Source organism: Streptomyces sp. NPDC101194 (assembly GCF_044767885.1).
In the GTDB taxonomy this organism is placed as follows: Bacteria; Actinomycetota; Actinomycetes; order Streptomycetales; family Streptomycetaceae; genus Streptomyces.
This window is the reverse complement of record NZ_JBIWOS010000013.1, coordinates 63,751-81,227: the sequence shown is the minus strand read 5'-3', so window position 1 is coordinate 81,227 and position 17,477 is coordinate 63,751. Positions and strand designations below refer to the sequence as shown.

The 17,477-nt window shown below is 70.9% G+C and carries 16 protein-coding genes; 10 read left to right on the top strand and 6 right to left on the bottom strand.

The features are described 5' to 3' along the window. Nucleotides 1-98: 98 nt before the first annotated feature. Nucleotides 99-572, bottom strand: a complete 474-nt coding sequence (locus ACIRP2_RS34645; RefSeq protein WP_404257379.1) for a carboxymuconolactone decarboxylase family protein — start codon at nt 570-572, stop codon at nt 99-101. A gap of 549 nt (nt 573-1,121) precedes the next feature. On the opposite strand from ACIRP2_RS34645, the gene ACIRP2_RS34640 reads away from it, so the two are divergent. From ACIRP2_RS34640 to ACIRP2_RS34630, 3 genes are read left to right on the top strand one after another with little or no spacing between them, the layout of a single operon-like run. Beyond that, nucleotides 1,122-2,468, top strand: a complete 1,347-nt coding sequence (locus ACIRP2_RS34640; RefSeq protein ID WP_404257377.1) for a discoidin domain-containing protein — start codon at nt 1,122-1,124, stop codon at nt 2,466-2,468. Further along, complete coding sequence (locus ACIRP2_RS34635; RefSeq protein WP_404257375.1) at nt 2,468-3,766, top strand: MFS transporter; 1,299 nt, start codon at nt 2,468-2,470, stop codon at nt 3,764-3,766. Before ACIRP2_RS34640 ends, ACIRP2_RS34635 begins: the two co-directional genes overlap by 1 nt. Next, the gene (locus ACIRP2_RS34630) at nt 3,763-4,794 is read left to right on the top strand and encodes a TolB family protein (protein ID WP_404257373.1); all 1,032 of its coding nucleotides are present in this window, start codon (nt 3,763-3,765) and stop codon (nt 4,792-4,794) included. The genes ACIRP2_RS34635 and ACIRP2_RS34630 overlap by 4 nt, the downstream gene beginning before the upstream one ends. A gap of 152 nt (nt 4,795-4,946) precedes the next feature. Here ACIRP2_RS34630 and ACIRP2_RS34625 read toward each other — a convergent pair whose 3' ends face one another. Continuing rightward, the gene (locus ACIRP2_RS34625; RefSeq protein WP_404257371.1) at nt 4,947-5,594 is read right to left on the bottom strand and encodes a TetR/AcrR family transcriptional regulator; all 648 of its coding nucleotides are present in this window, start codon (nt 5,592-5,594) and stop codon (nt 4,947-4,949) included. 240 nt (nt 5,595-5,834) lie between these two features. On the opposite strand from ACIRP2_RS34625, the gene ACIRP2_RS34620 reads away from it, so the two are divergent. The 4 genes from ACIRP2_RS34620 to ACIRP2_RS34605 are packed head-to-tail and all read left to right on the top strand — an operon-like array spanning nt 5,835 to nt 10,723. Further along, nucleotides 5,835-6,386, top strand: a complete 552-nt coding sequence (locus ACIRP2_RS34620) for a 2Fe-2S iron-sulfur cluster-binding protein (protein ID WP_404257677.1) — start codon at nt 5,835-5,837, stop codon at nt 6,384-6,386. Then, nucleotides 6,383-7,375: an FAD binding domain-containing protein gene (locus ACIRP2_RS34615; RefSeq protein ID WP_404257369.1), complete on the top strand. Its 993-nt coding sequence runs from the start codon at nt 6,383-6,385 to the stop codon at nt 7,373-7,375. The genes ACIRP2_RS34620 and ACIRP2_RS34615 overlap by 4 nt, the downstream gene beginning before the upstream one ends. Then, on the top strand, nt 7,372-9,582 hold the full coding sequence (locus ACIRP2_RS34610) for a xanthine dehydrogenase family protein molybdopterin-binding subunit (protein WP_404257367.1): 2,211 nt from the start codon (nt 7,372-7,374) through the stop codon (nt 9,580-9,582). Before ACIRP2_RS34615 ends, ACIRP2_RS34610 begins: the two co-directional genes overlap by 4 nt. Next, entirely contained in the window at nt 9,575-10,723 is a 1,149-nt protein-coding gene (locus ACIRP2_RS34605) for an XdhC family protein (protein WP_404257365.1), read from the top strand. The genes ACIRP2_RS34610 and ACIRP2_RS34605 overlap by 8 nt, the downstream gene beginning before the upstream one ends. Before the next feature lie 67 nt (nt 10,724-10,790). Here ACIRP2_RS34605 and ACIRP2_RS34600 read toward each other — a convergent pair whose 3' ends face one another. Further along, a complete protein-coding gene (locus tag ACIRP2_RS34600) occupies nt 10,791-11,570 on the bottom strand; it encodes a hypothetical protein (protein ID WP_404257363.1) in 780 nt (259 codons plus the stop codon). A 181-nt stretch (nt 11,571-11,751) separates the two neighbouring features. Here ACIRP2_RS34600 and ACIRP2_RS34595 point away from each other — a divergent pair, with 181 nt between their 5' ends. Together ACIRP2_RS34595 and ACIRP2_RS34590 are read left to right on the top strand one after the other, a co-directional pair. Further along, the gene (locus ACIRP2_RS34595; RefSeq protein WP_404257361.1) at nt 11,752-13,104 is read left to right on the top strand and encodes a hypothetical protein; all 1,353 of its coding nucleotides are present in this window, start codon (nt 11,752-11,754) and stop codon (nt 13,102-13,104) included. A 318-nt stretch (nt 13,105-13,422) separates the two neighbouring features. Further along, the gene (locus ACIRP2_RS34590) at nt 13,423-13,887 is read left to right on the top strand and encodes a sec-independent translocase (RefSeq protein WP_404257359.1); all 465 of its coding nucleotides are present in this window, start codon (nt 13,423-13,425) and stop codon (nt 13,885-13,887) included. 288 nt (nt 13,888-14,175) lie between these two features. Here ACIRP2_RS34590 and ACIRP2_RS34585 read toward each other — a convergent pair whose 3' ends face one another. Together ACIRP2_RS34585 and ACIRP2_RS34580 are read right to left on the bottom strand one after the other, a co-directional pair. Continuing rightward, on the bottom strand, nt 14,176-14,640 hold the full coding sequence (locus tag ACIRP2_RS34585) for a carboxymuconolactone decarboxylase family protein (protein WP_404257357.1): 465 nt from the start codon (nt 14,638-14,640) through the stop codon (nt 14,176-14,178). 127 nt (nt 14,641-14,767) lie between these two features. Then, the gene (locus tag ACIRP2_RS34580; RefSeq protein WP_404257355.1) at nt 14,768-16,036 is read right to left on the bottom strand and encodes an MFS transporter; all 1,269 of its coding nucleotides are present in this window, start codon (nt 16,034-16,036) and stop codon (nt 14,768-14,770) included. Between the two features lie 106 nt (nt 16,037-16,142). On the opposite strand from ACIRP2_RS34580, the gene ACIRP2_RS34575 reads away from it, so the two are divergent. Further along, on the top strand, nt 16,143-16,700 hold the full coding sequence (locus tag ACIRP2_RS34575; RefSeq protein ID WP_404257353.1) for a CGNR zinc finger domain-containing protein: 558 nt from the start codon (nt 16,143-16,145) through the stop codon (nt 16,698-16,700). A 99-nt stretch (nt 16,701-16,799) separates the two neighbouring features. On the opposite strand, the gene ACIRP2_RS34570 is transcribed toward ACIRP2_RS34575, so the two are convergent. Next, entirely contained in the window at nt 16,800-17,465 is a 666-nt protein-coding gene (locus ACIRP2_RS34570) for an SDR family NAD(P)-dependent oxidoreductase (RefSeq protein WP_404257351.1), read from the bottom strand. Nucleotides 17,466-17,477: the final 12 nt, after the last annotated feature.

Genomic DNA, 17,477 nt, shown 5'->3' with positions numbered 1-17,477 from the left:
CGGCCCCATGGGCCCACCGTGATGCGCGGAGCGGGGACACGGTGCGTGTGCCGATGGCGTGCCGGACGGCGCCGGTGGTGCCGTCGGGCAGCCTCTTGTCACCCCCGGCCGGGCTGGTAGTCACCCCCACGCTGCCGGGTGATGACGCCCAGTCGGTTGGAGGCGTTGATGAGGGCGATGAGCGACACCAGGGCGCCGAGCTGCTCCTCGTCGTAGTGCTTGGCGGCGTCCGCCCAGGCCTCGTCCGTGACCCCGCCGAACGCGTCGGCGATGCGGGTGCCCTGCTCCGTCAGCTCCAGGGCGGCGCGCTCGGCATCGGTGAAAACCGTTGCCTCCCGCCAGGTCGCAACGAGGTTGATGCGCACCGGGGTCTCTCCGGCGTGCGCGGCGTCCTTGGTGTGGAGATCGGTGCAGAAGCCGCACCCGTTGATCTGACTTGCGCGGAGCAACACCAGGTCCCGGGTTGCGGACGGCAGCGTCGACTCCTCGATGACCACCTTGCTCGCCGAGGCGATGTGCCTCAAGGCCTTGGCCACGAGCGGGCTGCCGAAGAGGTCCAAGCGGGCTTTCATGGCTGCACTCCTTGCTGTTGTCTGCGGATACACCTCACTGACGGAACCGTTCGGCGGAATGTGACGACGGCGCATGTGACGCGGGTCTCCCGGTCGGATCGCGGCGCAGACCCACGACGCCGTGCGGTGCTTCTGCCGAGACGTCGTCACGCCCACCACGCCCCGGACGGCGCTTCCGGCCCGGCTCCACGGGCGGCTGTGCCTGATTCACCCGGTGATCCCGCCGCCACGGACGGATCCGTGGCGGCCCATCCGGCGAAACTGCCCAGAACGGGGGAATCGCGCGCCGGCCGTGCCGAGACGGTGCTGCTTCGGAACGCCGAACAGCGGCTGGGACAAAGGGAGTTGGAGGACTGGTAGGAAAGTTTCCTGTTCGCTAGCATCCTGGATGGCGGCTTGGCGCGGTGCCCGACCCTTCGGTGGGCATGACGCGCTCAGTGAGAGCTCTGCCCCGGCCGCCACGATGCCGCGCCCTGCCCGAACGCGGGCAAGCGCGAGGTCGCGCACCGAAGCCCAGCTCTCGCCACCCACAAGGCCAGGAGTCCAGGGATGCAACTGATCGGCTCAGCTCCACTCCTCACGCGCGAACGGCGCCGTACGGTGGGCATGGTCGCCGCCGCCGTACTCCTCCTCGTCGGCTCCCTGTTGCTCGTCGACCCCGACAGGGCCGGTGCCGCTGCCGACCCACTCATCTCGCGTGGCAAGCCCGCCACCGCGTCCTCCAGCGAAGATTCCGGTCTCGGCCCGCAGAACGCCTTCGACGGTGACCCGGCCACCCGCTGGGCGAGCGCCGAGGGCAAGGACCCGCAGTGGATACGTGTCGACCTCGGTTCCACCGCCGACATCACACGGGTGGTGCTGAGCTGGGAGGCCGCGTACGCCAAGGCGTACCGGATCGAGATCTCCGCCGACGGCGCCACCTGGAGCCGGCTCGCCGACGAGACGGCCGGGAACGGTGGCACCGACGACTGGTCCGCCCTCTCCGGCAAGGGCCGCTACCTGCGTGTGTACGGTACCGCGCGCGGCACCGCCTACGGCTACTCGCTGCACGAGGTCGAGGTGTACGGCACGCTCGGCGGCACACCTCCGCAGACCGGTGCCTTCACCGTGGTCGCCGCCGGTGACATCGCCGCCCAGTGCACCGCCTCCGACAGCGCCTGCGCCCACCCCAGGACCGCCGCACTGGCCCAGAAGCTCGATCCGAAGTTCTACCTGACGATGGGCGACAACCAGTACGACGACGCACGGATCGCCGACTACCGGGCCTACTACGACAAGACGTGGGGCGCGTTCAAGAGCAAGACGCATCCGGTACCGGGCAACCACGAGACATACGACCCGGCCGGGTCACTGGCGGGCTACAAGGCCTACTTCGGGGCCGTCGCGTATCCCCAGGGCAAGACCTACTACAGCTTCGACGAGGGCAATTGGCACTTCATCGCCCTCGACTCCAACTCATTCGACCGGAGCGCCCAGATCGACTGGCTCAAGGCCGACCTCGCCAAGAACGACAAGGCATGCATCGCCGCCTACTGGCACCACCCGCTGTACTCCTCGGGCGGGCACGGCAACGACCCGGTCAGCAGGCCGGTCTGGAAGATCCTGTACGGAGCCAAGGCCGACCTCGTGCTCAACGGGCACGACCACCACTACGAGCGGTTCGCGCCACAGAACCCCGACGGGAAGGCCACCGCCGACGGAATCACCGAGATCGTCGGCGGCATGGGGGGCGCCGAGCCGTACCCCATCGAGAACGTCCAGCCCAACAGCCAGAAGCGGATCAGCGGTGAATACGGAGTCCTGAAGCTGGACTTCACGGACTCCGGCTACGGCTGGAGCTACGTCGGCACCGACGGCAAGGCCAAGGACACCAGCCCGAAGTACACCTGCCACTGATGTATCTGGCGACCACAGGCCGCCGGGACGCGCCGGCCCCGCAACGCACCGGCGGAGCGGGCCGACGCGTCCCCGGCACCGTCCTGGCACTCGGCGCGGTCAGCCTCGTCACAGACGTCTCCTCCGAGATGGTCACCGCGGTGCTGCCGCTCTACCTCGTCCTCGGACTCGGTCTCTCACCTCTCCAATTCGGCGTCCTGGACGGCTTGTTCAACGGCGCCGCCGCCGTCGTACGACTGCTCGGCGGGCACGCCGCCGACCGCGGCCGACGCCACAAACGGGTCGCCGGGGCCGGTTACGCGCTCTCCGCCTGTTCCCGGCTCGGCCTGCTGCTGGCGGGCGGCGCCACCGCGGGGATCGCGGCCGCCCTCGCCGCCGACCGCATCGGCAAGGGCATCCGTACGGCCCCCCGGGACGCGCTGATCACCCTGAGCAGCCGACCCGAGGCGCTCGGTCGGTCCTTCGGCGTGCACCGGGCGATGGACACCACAGGTGCCCTGCTCGGCCCGCTCGCCGCGTTCGCCCTGCTCTGGGCGACCGCCGACGCCTACGACGCGGTGTTCGTCGTCAGTTTCTGCATCGGTCTGCTCGGCGTACTGCTCCTCGTCCTGTACGTCCCCGGGCACTGCCCGGCACCACCGGCGAAGCCGACTCCCCGGAGAGGCACGGCATTCGGAGCGCTGCGCGACGCCGCCTTCCGGCGGATTCTCGGGGCCGCCGCCCTGCTCGGCGCCGCCACCATTGGCGACGCCTTCGTCTACCTCCTGCTCCAGCGCCGTCTCGACCTGCCCATCGGCTGGTTCCCGCTGCTGCCGCTCGGTGCGGCGGCGTGCTACCTGCTGCTCGCGGTCCCGGCGGGCCGGATCGCGGACCGGGTCGGCCGACGACTGCCGTTCCTGTACGGACATGTCGCGCTGCTCGGCGTGTACGCCGTACTCGTCACCACGAGCGGCGGCGCGACCCCGCTTCTCCTCGTTCCCGTCCTCGTGCTGCTCGGTGTCTTCTACGCCGCCACCGACGGGGTGCTGATGGCCCTCGCCGGGCCTGTGCTGCCCGTGGACGGCAAGGCAGGCGGACTCGCCCTGCTCCAGACCGGCCAGGCGCTGGCCCGGATGCTCGCCGCGGCGGGTTTCGGAGCCGCGTGGACGGTGTGGGGGCCGAGTCCCGCGCTGTGGGCGGCGATATCGGCCCTGCTCGCCGCGCTCGCGGGCGGCTGGGCGCTGCTGCCGCGCAACCCCTCCGGCACCCCGGCTCCCGAGGAGCCGGGAGCCCAGATCCCCGACTGGCGGACCGCATGAGTACCGGATTCCCGAGCCCCGCGACCCGACTGCGCCCTCGCACCCGTATCGCCGTGGTGGTGGTCGCGGTGCTGCTCCTCGCGGGCGGTTCCGTCGGGTACGCCCTGCACGCGAAGCACCGGACGGACGGGCGACGGGGCGTCGCCGACGCGTCGTTCACGCTCCGCGGACCCGCGCTGTACTTCCGTGACACGGCCACGGGACGCGTCGCGCATCAGCCGTTCGCAGGCGTTCCCGGAGGCGGCGGCCCGGACACCCGCACCACCGGTGGACCGGCCTGCGAACGGTTCTACGCCGCCGGTGGCACCGGACTCTGCCTGCGTGCCGAACCCGGGGTGCTGCCGAAGACGTACGCGATCGTTCTCGACCGCGGACTGCGCGAGAAGCGACGGATCACCATGCCGGGCGTTCCCACTCGCGCCCGCGTCTCCGCCTCCGGGCGGATGCTGTCCTGGACGGTGTTCGCCACCGGTGACTCGTACGCCACCACCGCCTTCTCCACCCGGACCGCCGTTCTGGACCTGCGCACCGGCTACCTCGTCAAGTCCATGGAGGAGATCCCCCTCACGATCGACGGTGCGCGCCACCACGCCCCGGACGTCAACTACTGGGGGCTGACCTTCGCCCGTGACGACAACCGCTTCTACGCGAACGTCTCCACCAAGGGCCGCACCTACCTCGTCGAGGGGAACATGAGCGACTGGTCGGCGAAGGCCCTGCGACAGAACGTCGAGTGCCCCTCCCTGTCGCCCGACAACACCCGGATCGCCTTCAAGAAGAAGGTTTCCGACGACCCGGCCGCGCCCTGGCGGCTGTACGTCCTCGACCTGCGGACCATGCGGGAGACGCCGCTCGCCGAGAAACGCGGCGTCGACGACCAGGCGGCCTGGCTGGACGACGGCACGGTCGCCTACGCGCTGCCGGGCGGGGCGGGCCGGGCGAGCGACGTCTGGACCGTCCCCGCGGACGGGACGGGAGCACCCCGGTTGGCAGTGGCGGGCGGGTCGTCGCCGGTGGCGGTGGGCTGAGCGAGGAGGCCCGGGGCGGAAGCGGTCCACCCGGCAGGATCAGGACGGCCGGGCCGGGTCCGGGACTTGTCCCGGAAGGCGGGCCGGGCTCCGAGCACTGCCTGGGCGGGGCGGGCCCGCCCGGGCGGGTGTCCGGCCGAGGTCCGCCCGCCTCAGGTCCGACCGCTCTCCGGCCCGGATGTCCCGGACCGGGGTGCCTCGGGCTCGGCCGTCGCGGTCCGGGGTGTTCCGGGCGCTCCCGCCCGCAGTCCGTCCATCACGAGGTCCAGCAGGCGCGTCGCACGTGGCTGCCAGTCGCTGTGCGGGTCGATCTGCCAGAGCCCGGCGATGGCGAGCAGGAAGTCGTCGGGGGTCAGTCCCGGGCGGACGGTGCCGGCGTCCTCGTTCGCTTTCAGCAGGAGCGTGACAGCACGGGTCACCGGGCCGTGACCCAGTTGGGCCAGGCTGCCGTACTGGCTGGTGGTCCTGCGCAGCGCGTCGGCCAGGCCGGCCTTGGCCATGGCGTACTGAGCCAGGCGGTCCATCCACTCCCTGAGAGCCTGGTCGGGGGTGCGGGTCCGGAGCAACTGGGCTGCGGTCTCGGAGACTTGCTGCATCTCGTAGCGATAGACCTCCAGCACGAGGGCCTCGCGGTTGGGGAAGTTGCGGTAGAACGTCCCCTGCCCGACGCCCGCCTTCCTCGCGATCGTGCTCAGCGGGGCGTCCGCGGCCTCGGTCAGTTCGGCCAGTGCGACTTCCAGGATGCGCTCGCGATTTCGTTGCGCGTCCGAGCGCAGAGTGACGCTCTTCTCCTCCGGCACTCGCCCTCCTTCCGGAAATCACGGTCAAGTCCGGCTCTTGCTGACCGGACAACTGTCCGCTAAGTTCATGGGTAAGCGGACGGTTGTCCGCTTGGGTCCACCATAGTGGCAGATCCGGCCATGTGGCCGATCGGTGCCCATCATTGCCGGTTCAGCAGACCACATCACTTCCTTCCTCCCGGACCGTCCGCCGGGATCATCCCGTTCGACGCGCATCAGCAACGCGAAAGAAGGCTGATCATGGTCCCATCGACGTCCAGCACCATTACTCTGAACATCAATGGTGAGAAGTACACGCTGCCCGTCGACCATCGCACCACCCTGCTCGACGCGCTGCGCGAGCATCTCGATCTGACGGGTACCAAGAAGGGCTGTGACCAGGGCCAATGCGGCGCCTGCACAGTGCTGCTCGACGGGCGGCGGGCCGTCTCGTGCCTTCAGCTCGCGGTCGCGGCCGAGGGGCGCGCGATCACCACCATCGAAGGTGTGGCCGATGGTGATCGACTGCACCCGGTGCAGCAGGCCTTTCTCGACCTCGACGGCTATCAGTGCGGCTATTGCACACCGGGGCAGATCTGTTCGGCCCTCGCGGTGATCGAGGAACACGCGGCGGGCTGGCCGAGCGCCGTGACCGCGGACATCCGTCCCGAAGCGGGGGTTCCCGCGCTCACCGCCGAAGAGATCCGTGAGCGGATGAGCGGAAACCTGTGCCGTTGCGGCGCCTATGTGGCGATCGTGCAGGCGGTCGCGCGGGCGGCGCAGGCGACGGACGACAAGGAGGCTGCCGCATGAGGGAGTTCGGTTACGAACGCGCCTACGACGTCGCCGGAGCGGTCGCCCTGATCGGCGCCGACCCCGACGCCCGCTTCCTCGGCGGCGGTACCAATCTCGTCGACCTGATGAAGGCCGGCGTGGAGAGGCCCGCGCTGCTCATCGACGTCCGCGAACTCCCCCTCGACGGCATCGAGTTCGTGCGCGGTGGCGCGCTGCGCATCGGTGCCACCGTCACCAACGGCGACCTGGCCGCGCATCCCGAGGTGCGCCGCCATTACCCGGCGTTGGCTCAGGCGGTCCTGGCCGGAGCCTCGGGGCAGCTGCGCAACATGGCCACGGTCGGCGGGAATCTTCTCCAGCGGACCCGCTGCGGCTACTTCACCGACCTCGGCAAGCCGTGCAACAGGCGTGTTCCCGGCAGCGGTTGCCCTGCCATCGCGGGCGAGCACCGCAACCACGCGATCCTCGGCGCCTCCGAGCACTGTGTCGCCACGCACCCCTCCGACATGGCGGTCGCACTCGCCGCGTTCGACGCGGTCGTCTCGTACGAAACGGCGGACGGCAAGGGCGAGTTGCCGATCACTGAGCTCCATCCGCCCGTGGGCGACACCCCGCATGTCGAGACCGCTCTTCCGTCCGGCGCGCTGATCACCGGCGTCACGCTGCCGCCGTCCCCGATCGCCGCCCACTCGCGGTACAGGAAGGTGCGCGAGCGCGCCTCCTACGCGTTCGCGATCGGCTCGATCGCCGCCGCTCTGGATGTCCAGGACGAAGTCGTACGTGATGTGCGTCTCGCTTTCGGGGCGGTCGCGTCCCGGCCCTGGCGGGCCCGCGCGGCCGAGCGGGCGCTACTGGGCGGCCCGGTGGGCGCGGAGGCGTTCGCCGCTGCCGCGGATGTCGAACTGGCGGCCGCCGAGGCGCTTCCCGAGAACGGATACAAGGTGACCTTGATGCGCAATCTCGTCGTGGCCGTGCTGACCGAACTCGCCGAGGAGGCCGCCCGATGACCACGACGACCGGAAGCGCCGCCGTGACGGGGGCCGTGGGGTCGGCACACGCCCGTGTGGAGGGCCGCGACAAGGTCACCGGGGCGGCCCGGTACGCCGGAGAGATTCCCTTCGCCGAACTCGCCCACGGGTGGCTGGTGCTGTCGACCGTGGCCCGTGGCCGTATTCGATCGGTGGAGGACGCACCCGTCCTGGCCATGCCGGGTGTCCTCACCGTGCTGCACCACGGGAACGCCCCGCGCGTCGAGACCGACTACGTGGGGATGCTGGGGCGTCCGAGCCCGGTCCTCGGGATCTTCCAGCACGACCGTGTGCCCTTCGTGGGCTGGCCGGTCGCGCTGGTCGTGGCCGAGACGTCCGAGCAGGCCAGGGAGGCCGCCGAGGCGCTGGTGGTCCGATACGACGAGGAACCGCACGATGTCGCGTTCTTCGCCGGACGCGCGGGTACGTACACACCGCAGGACACCGCGATGGTCCGGGCGGAGACGGAAAAGGGCGACCTGGAAGCCCAGCTCGACGCCTCCGACTTCGTCGTGGACGAGGAGTACACCACTCCGGAGGAGCACCACCACCCGATGGAGCCGCACGCGGCGACGGCTCGCTGGGACGCCGGCCGGCTCGATGTCGTCGACTCCAATCAGGGCAGCACCTGGGTGGCGAGCGAACTCGCGCAGTTGTTCTCCCTCGACCCGGCCTCCGTACGGGTGCGGTCCGAGCATGTCGGCGGCGGGTTCGGTTCGAAGGGTCTGAGCCCCCATCAAGTGGCCGCCGTGATGGCCGCCACCGTGCTCCAGCGCCCGGTTCGCGTGGTGCTGACCCGTCGCCAGATGTCGTCCCTCGTCGGCTACCGCAGTCCCACGGCGCAGCGGATCCGGCTCGGCGCCGACGCGGACGGCCGACTGCGCGCGTTGGATCACCAGGCGCAGAGCCTCACGTCGACCGTGCACGAATTCGTCGAGTCGAGCGCCGTGCTGGGACGCGTGATGTACGACGCCGACGCGCACCACACGCTTCACCGGCTGGTGCGGCTCGACGTGCCGGTCCCGTCCTGGATGCGTGCTCCGGGCGAGGCACCGGGTTCCTTCGCCCTCGAATCGGCCCTCGACGAACTGGCCGAGAAGTGCGGCGTGGATCCGATCGCGCTGCGCGCACGCAATGAACCCGGGACGGGCCCCGTGTCGGGGTTGCCGTTCAGCAGCCGCAATGTGCTCGCCTGCTTCGAGGAGGGTGCCCGCAGATTCGGCTGGGCGGATCGTGACCCGCGCCCGGGTCTTCGCCGTGAGGGGCGTTGGCTGCTCGGGACCGGGACGGCGGCGGCCTCCTATCCTTCCGGAGCCGGACCGTCCACGGCGGCGGTGACCGCGGAGGCGAACGGAACCTTCACCGTTCGGATCAACGCGGCGGACATCGGGACCGGGGCACGGACCGCGATGACCCTGGTCGCCGCCGACGCGCTGGAGGTGGAGCCGGACCGGATCCGTGTGCGCCTCGCGGACAGCGACCTCGGCCCGGCGATGATCGCCGGGGGTTCGATGGGCACACGCTCCTGGGCGTGGGCGGTGACGCTCGCAGCGGGCGACCTGCGCGAGCGGCTGGCTCTCGGAGGAGGCATCCCGCCCGAGGGGGTCACTGCCCGGTCGAACACGGCCGAGGCCATCGGCGCCCTCGCGAAGCAGGAACGGCACTCCTTCGGAGCGCAGTTCGCCGAAGTCGCGGTCGACGTCACCACCGGTGAGATACGCGTGCGCCGGCTGCTCGGCATCTTCGCCGCGGGCACCATCGTCAACCCCCTCACCGCCCGCAGCCAGTTCATCGGCGGGATGACCTGGGGACTGTCCATGGCCCTCCACGAGGAGGCGATCAGGGACGATGCCTCCGGTGGTCTCGTCGGCGCCGACCTCGCCGGATATCACCTCGCCTCGCACGCCGACGTGCCGCTCATCGAGGCGGATTGGGTGGACGACCCCGTTCCGGGCGACCCGGTCGGGATCAAGGGCATCGGCGAGATCGGCATCGTGGGCGTCGCCGCCGCTGTCGCCAACGCGGTGTGGCATGCGACCGGCGTACGCCACCGGAGCCTGCCGATCCGTCCGGACCGCGTCCTGCGCGCGGCGGACGAAGCCGGGATCCGGGCGGCGGATGACGTCACGGGTCGCGCGGTGGACGAAGCCCGGAGCCGGGCGGAGGGCGGAACCCCGAGTGCTTGACATCGCCGAGGAGCTGAACCGCTGGTCCGAGGAGGGTCGGGACTTCGCCGTCGCCACCGTCGTGGCCGTCGACGGCAGCGCGCCGCGCGGTCCCGGTGCGGCCCTGGCCGTGGACCGTCACGGCACCGCCATCGGATCGGTCTCCGGCGGTTGCGTGGAGGCGGCGGTCTACGACCTGTGCGTCCAGGCGCTCCAGGACGGCCGGACGGTACGCGAACGGTTCGGCTACGGTGACGAGGACGCCTTCGCGGTGGGGCTCACCTGCGGGGGCGTCCTCGACGTCCTGGTCGCCCCGGTGCGAGGGGACGCTCCGGTGCTCCGGGCAGGGATCTCGGCCGCGGCCCGAGGAGACACGTCGGCGCTCGCCCGGGTGACCCGGGGGCCGGACGAACTGCTCGGCAGGGCGCTGCTCGTCCACCCCGACGGAACGTACGAGGGCAGTCTCGACGGACATCCGGAACTGGACCGGACGGCGGCGGCGGAGGCCCGCGCGATGCTGGACGCCGGCCGCACCGGCTCCGTCGAACTCGCGGAGGGCGGATCGCGTTGCCCGGACGGTGTGACGGTGCTCGTGGAGTCGAAGGTGCCGCCGCCCCGGATGATCGTCTTCGGCGCCGTGGACTTCGCGACGGCGCTCGTACGCGTGGGCAAGTTCCTCGGTTACCACGTCACCGTGTGCGACGCCCGGCCGGTCTTCACCACCCGCGTCCGCTTCCCGGAGGCCGACGACCTCGTGGTCGACTGGCCGCATCGCTACCTCCGGCGCACCGTGACCGACGAACGAACCGTCCTGTGCGTGCTCACCCATGACGCCAAGTTCGATGTTCCTCTGCTGGAGGCGGCGTTGCGGCTGCCGGTCGCGTACGTCGGCGCGATGGGCTCACGGCGCACCCACGACGACCGCGAGCGACGTCTGCGCGAAGCCGGTCTCACCAGTCGTGAGTTGGACCGCCTGCGCTCCCCGATCGGCCTCGATCTCGGCGCCCGCACCCCCGAGGAGACGGCCCTGTCCATCGCGGCGGAGATCGTGGCGGAGCGCCGGGCCGGGACAGGGCTTCCGCTGACCGGTTCGGGAACGCCCATTCACCCTGACGTGCACGAGAAGAAGGAGCGTGGCGACCGCTCCCGTGCTGCGGCATGACCCGGCTCGGTTCCCCGTGCCGGTAGGCGGCCCCGAACGGTGCCGGTGACGTGCGGCTCCGCGCTGATCAGTGCGTACCGGGTAGTTCGGGCCCGGAGAAGTCGGGCCCGGAGAAGTCGGGGCTCGAGAAGTCGGGAGCGCTGAAGCCAGGCCCCCTTCGCGGCTCCGGCACCAACTTCGCGGCGTCCGCCCCGTGTGGTGCGGCCGTTTCGTCCGCGGGGCCCGCGCCCTCGGGGGACATGGGCTGGAGCGACGCTGACAGAAAGGGCAGGATCCCGCGTTCGAGCAATGCTTCCTGCCATGTGTCGCGCGCACGGGTCAGCTCGGGGTCCGTGCCGTCGGCCGCCGAGCGGTTTCGCGTCGCGACCACCAGGAGCCAGACGAGGCCGGCGAGTACCGTCGCCACCGCCACGCCTGCCGCCACCAGCCCGGCCACGAGCATCACGTCGGCCAGGTGCGAGTGCATGTCGACCGCCCGGAAGGCGAAGCCGATCAGGCCGAAGACCGCGGCAGCCGTCGCGGACAGCCCCGGTACCAGCACGGCCACCGCGTGCAGAGTGCTGCTTCTGGTGGCTGTCGCGCCGTGGGAATCACGCCGTGTGCGACGACGTGTCGTGTCCGACGAGGCCGAGGCATCGAGCACCTGACGGTAGGCGCGGTATTCGGAGGCGGCCGAGGCGGCGATGGCGGTGCGCGCGCCGAGTGCTCGGGTACGCAGCTGTTCGTTGTTGAGAGCTCCGGGGGCGCGGCGCCTCTCCTCCTGGATCGTGGGGGAGTTCAGTGCCTGATCCAGGATGCGTTCGAATGCGGGCAGGTCCTCTGCCCGCAGGTGATCCGGACGGTCCACGAGTCTTCCTTAGTCGGTGAAGTGCGCTCAGCGGTTGCTCACGATGATTCCCGGATTGCGCAATCCCTAAATCGTGTCGGCGCAGCCGCCGCGGCCGGACGGGTGCGGCAAGATAGTTGCTATATTACGCAACTGAGCAACCGTGAGTGCCGCGATCCGCCGCACGGAGGAGGAACTGCCCATGACTGTCGTACGCCGAGCGCTACCACGACTCGGCCCGGTCCTGGTCCTGGCGGTTCTCGCCCTGATGGCCTGTGCGGTGCTCGCGCCCGTCCGGGCACAGGCTGCCGGGGGCGGCCTCGACGACGTGGCCGAAGCCCTGAGGAAGAGCCCCGTGTACGTCGATCCGCGCGCCCGGGATCAGCTCTCCGAGGCCGGCGCCGATGACCTCGCGAAGAAGATCGAGGGTGCTGACAAGCCCGTCTTCGTCGCGGTGCTGCCCGAGTCCGCCGAGTTTCCTCCCGAGACCCTGATGCGGGACCTGCGCACCCGAGTCGGCATCGCCGGGCTGTACGCCGTCCGCCTCGGCGACGGTTTCCGTGCGAACGCGGACTCCTCGGTGATGTCCCGCAACGCGGTCGGCAATCTCGCCGGTGCCGTCAAACGCTCGCACCCCGGCGATCCCGAGGGGCTTCTCGCCTCCTTCGTCGACCAGGCCACCGAGCAGGCCAAGGGGCAGGCACCGACTGCCTGGAGCGGCTCCGGGGGCGATGGCGGGGGAGGTGGCGGGGGAGTGCTGCTCACCCTCGGGGCGGTCGCGGTGGTCGGCGGCGGAGGGTACGCCCTCTACCGGCGTTCCGAGAAGAAGCGCAGGCGCGCCGAACTGGATGCCCTGCGGGTCGTCGTCGACGAGGACATCACCGCCTTCGGTGAGGAGCTGGAACGACTCGACTTCGACCCGTCGGAGCCCGGCGCCGACGACGCGATGCGGCAGGACTACTCCCACGCGCTGGACATGTACGACAAGGCCAAGGAGCTGATGGCCGTGGCCGCGGAGCCGCGGGACGTCCAACCGGTGACCGCGGCACTCGAAGAGGGCCGGTTCGGGCTCGCCACCCTGGCGGCGCGCCGTGCCGGAACCCCGGTGCCCGCACGCCGTGCCCCCTGCTTCTTCGACCCCCGCCACGGTCCGTCGGCCGTGGACGCGCTCTGGGCGCCGCCGGGTGGTACGCCGCGCGACGTCCCCGTCTGCGAGGCCGACGCCGGGCTTCTCGCGGCCGGTCATGAGCCGATGACCCGTCAGGTGCAGACGGCGCAGGGCCCCCAGCCCTATTGGAACGCCGGACCCGTCTACGCACCCTGGGCGGGCGGCTACTTCGGCGGCGTCGGCGGAGTCGTCGGTGGTCTGCTCGTGGGCACGATGTTGGGCTCGATGCTCAGCGCTCCCTCTGCCTTCGCCGACACCGCGTCCGTCGAAAGCACCCCAGGCGGCGGAGAGTTCACCGGAGCGGACTTCGACCCGGGTGACTTCGGCGGTGGCTTCGGAGGGGGCGGCTTCGAAGGCGGAGGCGACTTCGGCGGCGGAGACTGGTGAGTCGGGCAACCGCACGGCGGGACAGGGGCGGTCCTCGACAGGGCGGTGCCATCGCCGTGATCGGTCGAGGCGGGACGCGCAATGGCTCAGCCGGGACGCGGCCCGATCCGGCTCGACGTGGTTGGTCCGTGACCGATGACGTGCGCGCGTTCGCCGGTCGACGAGTCTCGCGACCCGCGACGTGCCGGTCGCCGGGTCCGGGCCATGGGTCGATGCCGACCCTTGCGGCGTTCCGCAACTTTCGAACTGTAGAAATGCGACCAGCCTGCCGATCGGTGCCCGAAGCGCCCGAGCGGGGACGGCTCGAGGAGTGGCACGGTGTTCTCTGATGTGGGTCCGCTGGAACTGATCACTCTTGTCTGTCTTGCCACCCTTCTCTTCGGCCCGGACAAGCTGCCGGAGCTCATCCAGAACGTGACGGGCTTCATCCGTAAGTTCCGGGAGTTCTCCGAAAACGCGAAGCAGGAGATCCGTTCCGAACTCGGGCCGGAGTTCAAGGATTTCGAGTTCGAGGATCTCCACCCCAGGACGCTCGTGCGCAAGCACGTCCTGAACAGCGACGGCGACGGCCTCGGACTCGACGAGCTCCGCAGCGCCCTCGACCCCAGGCAGGAACTGACGGAGGTCGCCGAAGCCATCCGCGACACAGTCGATGCTGAGGTTGCGGAGAGTTCCCCGCCGGGATCAGCCGCGTCGTCGATGGCGCCCGGCGCTGTGTCTCTCCACAAGGAGGGAGACAGGAAGGTGTCCGACCAAACGCCCTTCGACGCCGATGCGACGTAGGGTCCTTCGTCTGGAACGGGCCGGATCGGCGGGGTGCGCCCGCGTACCTGCGGCTTCGGCGAGTCGGCGCCTCGGCCGCACCGCAAGGATGTCGACGTGCCGTCTGCACAACCCCGCCCTCGCGCGACGGGCGAACCGGCCCCTGCGGCCGCTGACATGGGCTGTGGGTGAACGAGCCGGTCCACATCACCCGAGGTCGGTTCAGCTGTCGGCGGGCCCGCTTCACCTCGCGGTCGATGGCCCAGGCGTCGGCGATCCTCCCGATACGGCCGAGCTTGCCGGGGTTGATCACCGCGCGGATGGTTGGGATCTGTCCGTCGAACACGTCGAGGGCCAGGGCGTGGAGCACCTTTCCGTCCCGGTCGCGGAAGAACACGCCGGGCCGGCCGTCGATCTCGTACGGCGCGAGGCCGCATCCGCGACCCTGATCCCCTCCTCCGCCGGCTCCAGTGCGGCATGCTCGGCCTCGGTGAAGACCGTGGCCTCCCGCCACGCCGCGATCAGGTTCAGCCGCGCCGAGGGGTCGTCGACGGCAGCGGCCTCGTCGGTGTGCATGTCGATGCATGCGGCGCATCCGTCGATCTGACTCACGCGCAGCGCCACCAGCTCCTGTGTCGCGGCCGGCAGTGGTGAATCCTTGAGTGCCCTGCCCGCCGACATGAAGTACTTGAGGGCCTTTCCGGCGGTCGGGTCGGCACAGCAGTTCAGTCGCGCATCCGTGGTGTGTTCCTTGGTGCGCGTCCGTGGCTTCATCCCCTGAGACGAGGTGGCCCGGCCGCCTGTGACATGCGCGTATGTGCCCTGCGTCTCCACGCTGTCGACGAGCGCGATGTCGAGCGGGCGGCTCCTGGGCGGCCGGCTCCGGCCGCGGGCAGGTCGATCATTGCGGTGCGGTCGGTGAGGGGGATTCGGGCAGGCCGTTCTGCCCGGGGACGCCGGCACCCGAGCCCGGGCGAGGTGCCGGTGCGTCGGGGTGCGGGTTGCGCCGGATCAGTGTGTACAGCAGTGCTCCTGCTGCCTGCAGGACGGCGATACCGGTCAGATACCGGTGTGCGGTGCCCGTGGTGGCCAGGCCGACGAGGACGGAACCCAGGGCGGCGGCCGAGATCTTCAGCCCGGCGCCGATGGTGAACACCTGGGTCCGCCATTGCGGTGGCGAGTGGTCGGCGCGGATACGGAGGGTCGCGGTCAGTACGAGGCCGTCGCATGCCCCGGCCACGGCGAAAGAGGCCGCGGCTGTGGGTGCCGAGGGGGCGAGAGCGGCAGCGGTCAGCCCCGTGCCGGTGCCGAGCAGGCCGATGAGAGCCAGTCGCTGTGGGGAGGCCGCGGGCCGCAGACGGGCGATCCCGAGTGTTCCGGTCAGGGCTCCGGCCGCGAACGCCGTCATCAGCAGGCCGCCCGCTCCCGCGCTCCCCAGGCTCTCGGCGAGGAGGACGCTGGTCGTGGTGAGCGCGCCGATGCCGATGAAAGCCAGACACGTCGCGGCGGTGATGGCGCGCAGTTCCTGTTCCTGCCGGACCGTCCTCACACCGGCGGCCAGGTCTTGGCGGAGCCGTGCCGGTGAGACCCGCACGGCGGCGGTATCGGGTCGCAGCGGGAGCAGCGCCATCAGCGCTGCGGCACAGGCCGCGGCTGCCGACAGCATGAGCACGGCCGTGGTCGGGGAGAGCGTCGCGGAGACCAGCCCGGCAGCTCCTGGGCCGGCGACGGCGGCTGCGTTGTAGATCGCGGCATCCCACGAGTAGGCGCGGTCCCGCTCCGCGCCCGCCGGCAACAGCCGCGTGATCAGGCTGGAGAGCCCTCCGGAGACGGCCGGTCCGCAACAACCGCCCGCCGCTGCGACGGCGAGTACCGCGGGGAGGGGAACGCGTCCGATGCTCATCGCCAGCACGGAGATCGCCAGGGCGAAGCCGCCGAGCGCGCCGACGTAGAAGAGCCGGGGGCGGCGCGCCCGAGCTGCCACGGCACCGGTCAGCGGGGCCGCCAGGACGTGCGGTGCCATCCAGGCCGTCAGGACGAATGCTCCTTGCGCCGCGCTGCCTGTGCGGTGGGCGGCGAGCATCACCACGGCCACGGCCATGCCCTCGTCGGCCATCCGCGCGCAGAACGCGGTCATCAGGTATCGCAGCACCCCTGAGGGCCTCGGCATGGCCATCTCCTAGATGTAACGGCATGTCTCCATAAGACGTTACAGTGGACCACGGGATTGCACAGCGGGCATGACAGCCCGGCGCACAGATGTCAGGAGAGCAGTCATGGGCCGTCAGGGTTTCGCGGTCGCCCAGCGCCTGATCGACATCGCGAACGCCGTACGGGCCGGTTCCGACCTGCCCCGCGACGTTGCCGTGGACCTCCTCGCGCGCCACGGCGAGGCCCCTGAGGATCTGACCGAAGCAGCACTGTCCGACGCGGACCTCCGGGCGCTGCGGGACGCCGCGGTCCGCATGTCCGGCGTCCTCGCGGAGAGCGACACCGACCGGGCGGCCGTCGTCCTCAACGAGATGCTGGCCGAGTACGCCACCGCTCCCCGGCTGTCCCGGCACGACGGCCACCCCTGGCATCTGCACGTCGACCACCACGACGCCGACTGGGCTCACTGGTTCCTGGCTTCCGGCGCACTGGCCCTGGCCCAGATCCTCACCGAGCACGGCCGCGCCACCTGGGGCGAGTGCGAGGCTTCGAACTGCCGCACCTTCTACCTCGGCACCGGCCCCGGGAGTCCGCGCCGCTACTGCTCGACCACCTGCGCGTCGCGCGCGCGGGTCACCGAGCACCGCCGCCGCAAGCAGACACGGCCCTCGTCCCACGGCTGAACAGCTGGGAGAGTTCTGCCCGGCAGAGGGGCGCGTGTCAGTCGTCGCGTCGAGTGGCTTCGACGACGTACCGGTAGCTGCCCGTGGTCCGGGCCGGGGTCAGGCGCCGATGAAGTGCTCGGCCTGGTCGCGACCGGTGTGGAGGTTCCAGTAGTCGAGGGCGATTTCGTCGGGTGCCCGGTGGGGCACGCCTTCGGGGGCCTGGGTGCCGATCATGAGGTCGATGGCCACGTTGGCCACGTAGATGCCCTGGTCGGCCAGGGTGTTGTGCAGGTTGATCGCCCAATTGCGCTGGCCCGCCTGGGCGATGTTGGCGTCGGCGAGCATCGGGTACGGGTTGATGGCGCCGCCGCCGGTGGTGAACAGCAGGGTGCCGGACCGGGCCTTGAGCATCCCGGGCAACACTGCCTGCGCGGCGGCGACCGCGCCGTAGAGGAGGCTGTCGACCTGCGGACGCAGGGAGTCGAGGGTCACCTCCTCGGGCGAGGTCATGGTCAGGCCCGCATGCGGGGAGAACTCCAGCACGTCGATCCGGCCGAACCGCGCGATCGCACCCTCCAGCGCACCGGTGAGCCGGGCCGGGTCGGCGACGTCGGCCGGGTAGCCCTCCGCGACGATCCCGGCCTCGGCGAGCTCGGCAACCAGGGCGTCGAGCCTGTCCTGGGTACGGGAGATCAGGGCGACGTCGAAGCCGTGACCGCCGAAGACCTTGGCGATGGACAGGCCCAGGCCCGGTCCGGCTCCGACGATGGCGATCGTGGGCATGGCAGTGCTCCT

Excerpts from the sequence above, each read along its gene's own strand:
- ACIRP2_RS34615 (WP_404257369.1), top strand. The coding sequence starts at position 6,383 with ATGAGGGAGTTCGGTTACGAACGCGCCTACGACGTCGCCGGAGCGGTC.
- ACIRP2_RS34610 (WP_404257367.1), top strand. The coding sequence starts at position 7,372 with ATGACCACGACGACCGGAAGCGCCGCCGTGACGGGGGCCGTGGGGTCG.
- ACIRP2_RS34575 (WP_404257353.1), top strand. The coding sequence starts at position 16,143 with ATGGGCCGTCAGGGTTTCGCGGTCGCCCAGCGCCTGATCGACATCGCG.
- ACIRP2_RS34645 (WP_404257379.1), bottom strand. The coding sequence starts at position 572 with ATGAAAGCCCGCTTGGACCTCTTCGGCAGCCCGCTCGTGGCCAAGGCC.
- ACIRP2_RS34630 (WP_404257373.1), top strand. The coding sequence starts at position 3,763 with ATGAGTACCGGATTCCCGAGCCCCGCGACCCGACTGCGCCCTCGCACC.
- ACIRP2_RS34595 (WP_404257361.1), top strand. The coding sequence starts at position 11,752 with ATGACTGTCGTACGCCGAGCGCTACCACGACTCGGCCCGGTCCTGGTC.
- ACIRP2_RS34570 (WP_404257351.1), bottom strand. The coding sequence starts at position 17,465 with ATGCCCACGATCGCCATCGTCGGAGCCGGACCGGGCCTGGGCCTGTCC.
- ACIRP2_RS34580 (WP_404257355.1), bottom strand. The coding sequence starts at position 16,036 with ATGCCGAGGCCCTCAGGGGTGCTGCGATACCTGATGACCGCGTTCTGC.
- ACIRP2_RS34585 (WP_404257357.1), bottom strand. The coding sequence starts at position 14,640 with ATGAAGCCACGGACGCGCACCAAGGAACACACCACGGATGCGCGACTG.
- ACIRP2_RS34620 (WP_404257677.1), top strand. The coding sequence starts at position 5,835 with ATGGTCCCATCGACGTCCAGCACCATTACTCTGAACATCAATGGTGAG.
- ACIRP2_RS34635 (WP_404257375.1), top strand. The coding sequence starts at position 2,468 with ATGTATCTGGCGACCACAGGCCGCCGGGACGCGCCGGCCCCGCAACGC.
- ACIRP2_RS34640 (WP_404257377.1), top strand. The coding sequence starts at position 1,122 with ATGCAACTGATCGGCTCAGCTCCACTCCTCACGCGCGAACGGCGCCGT.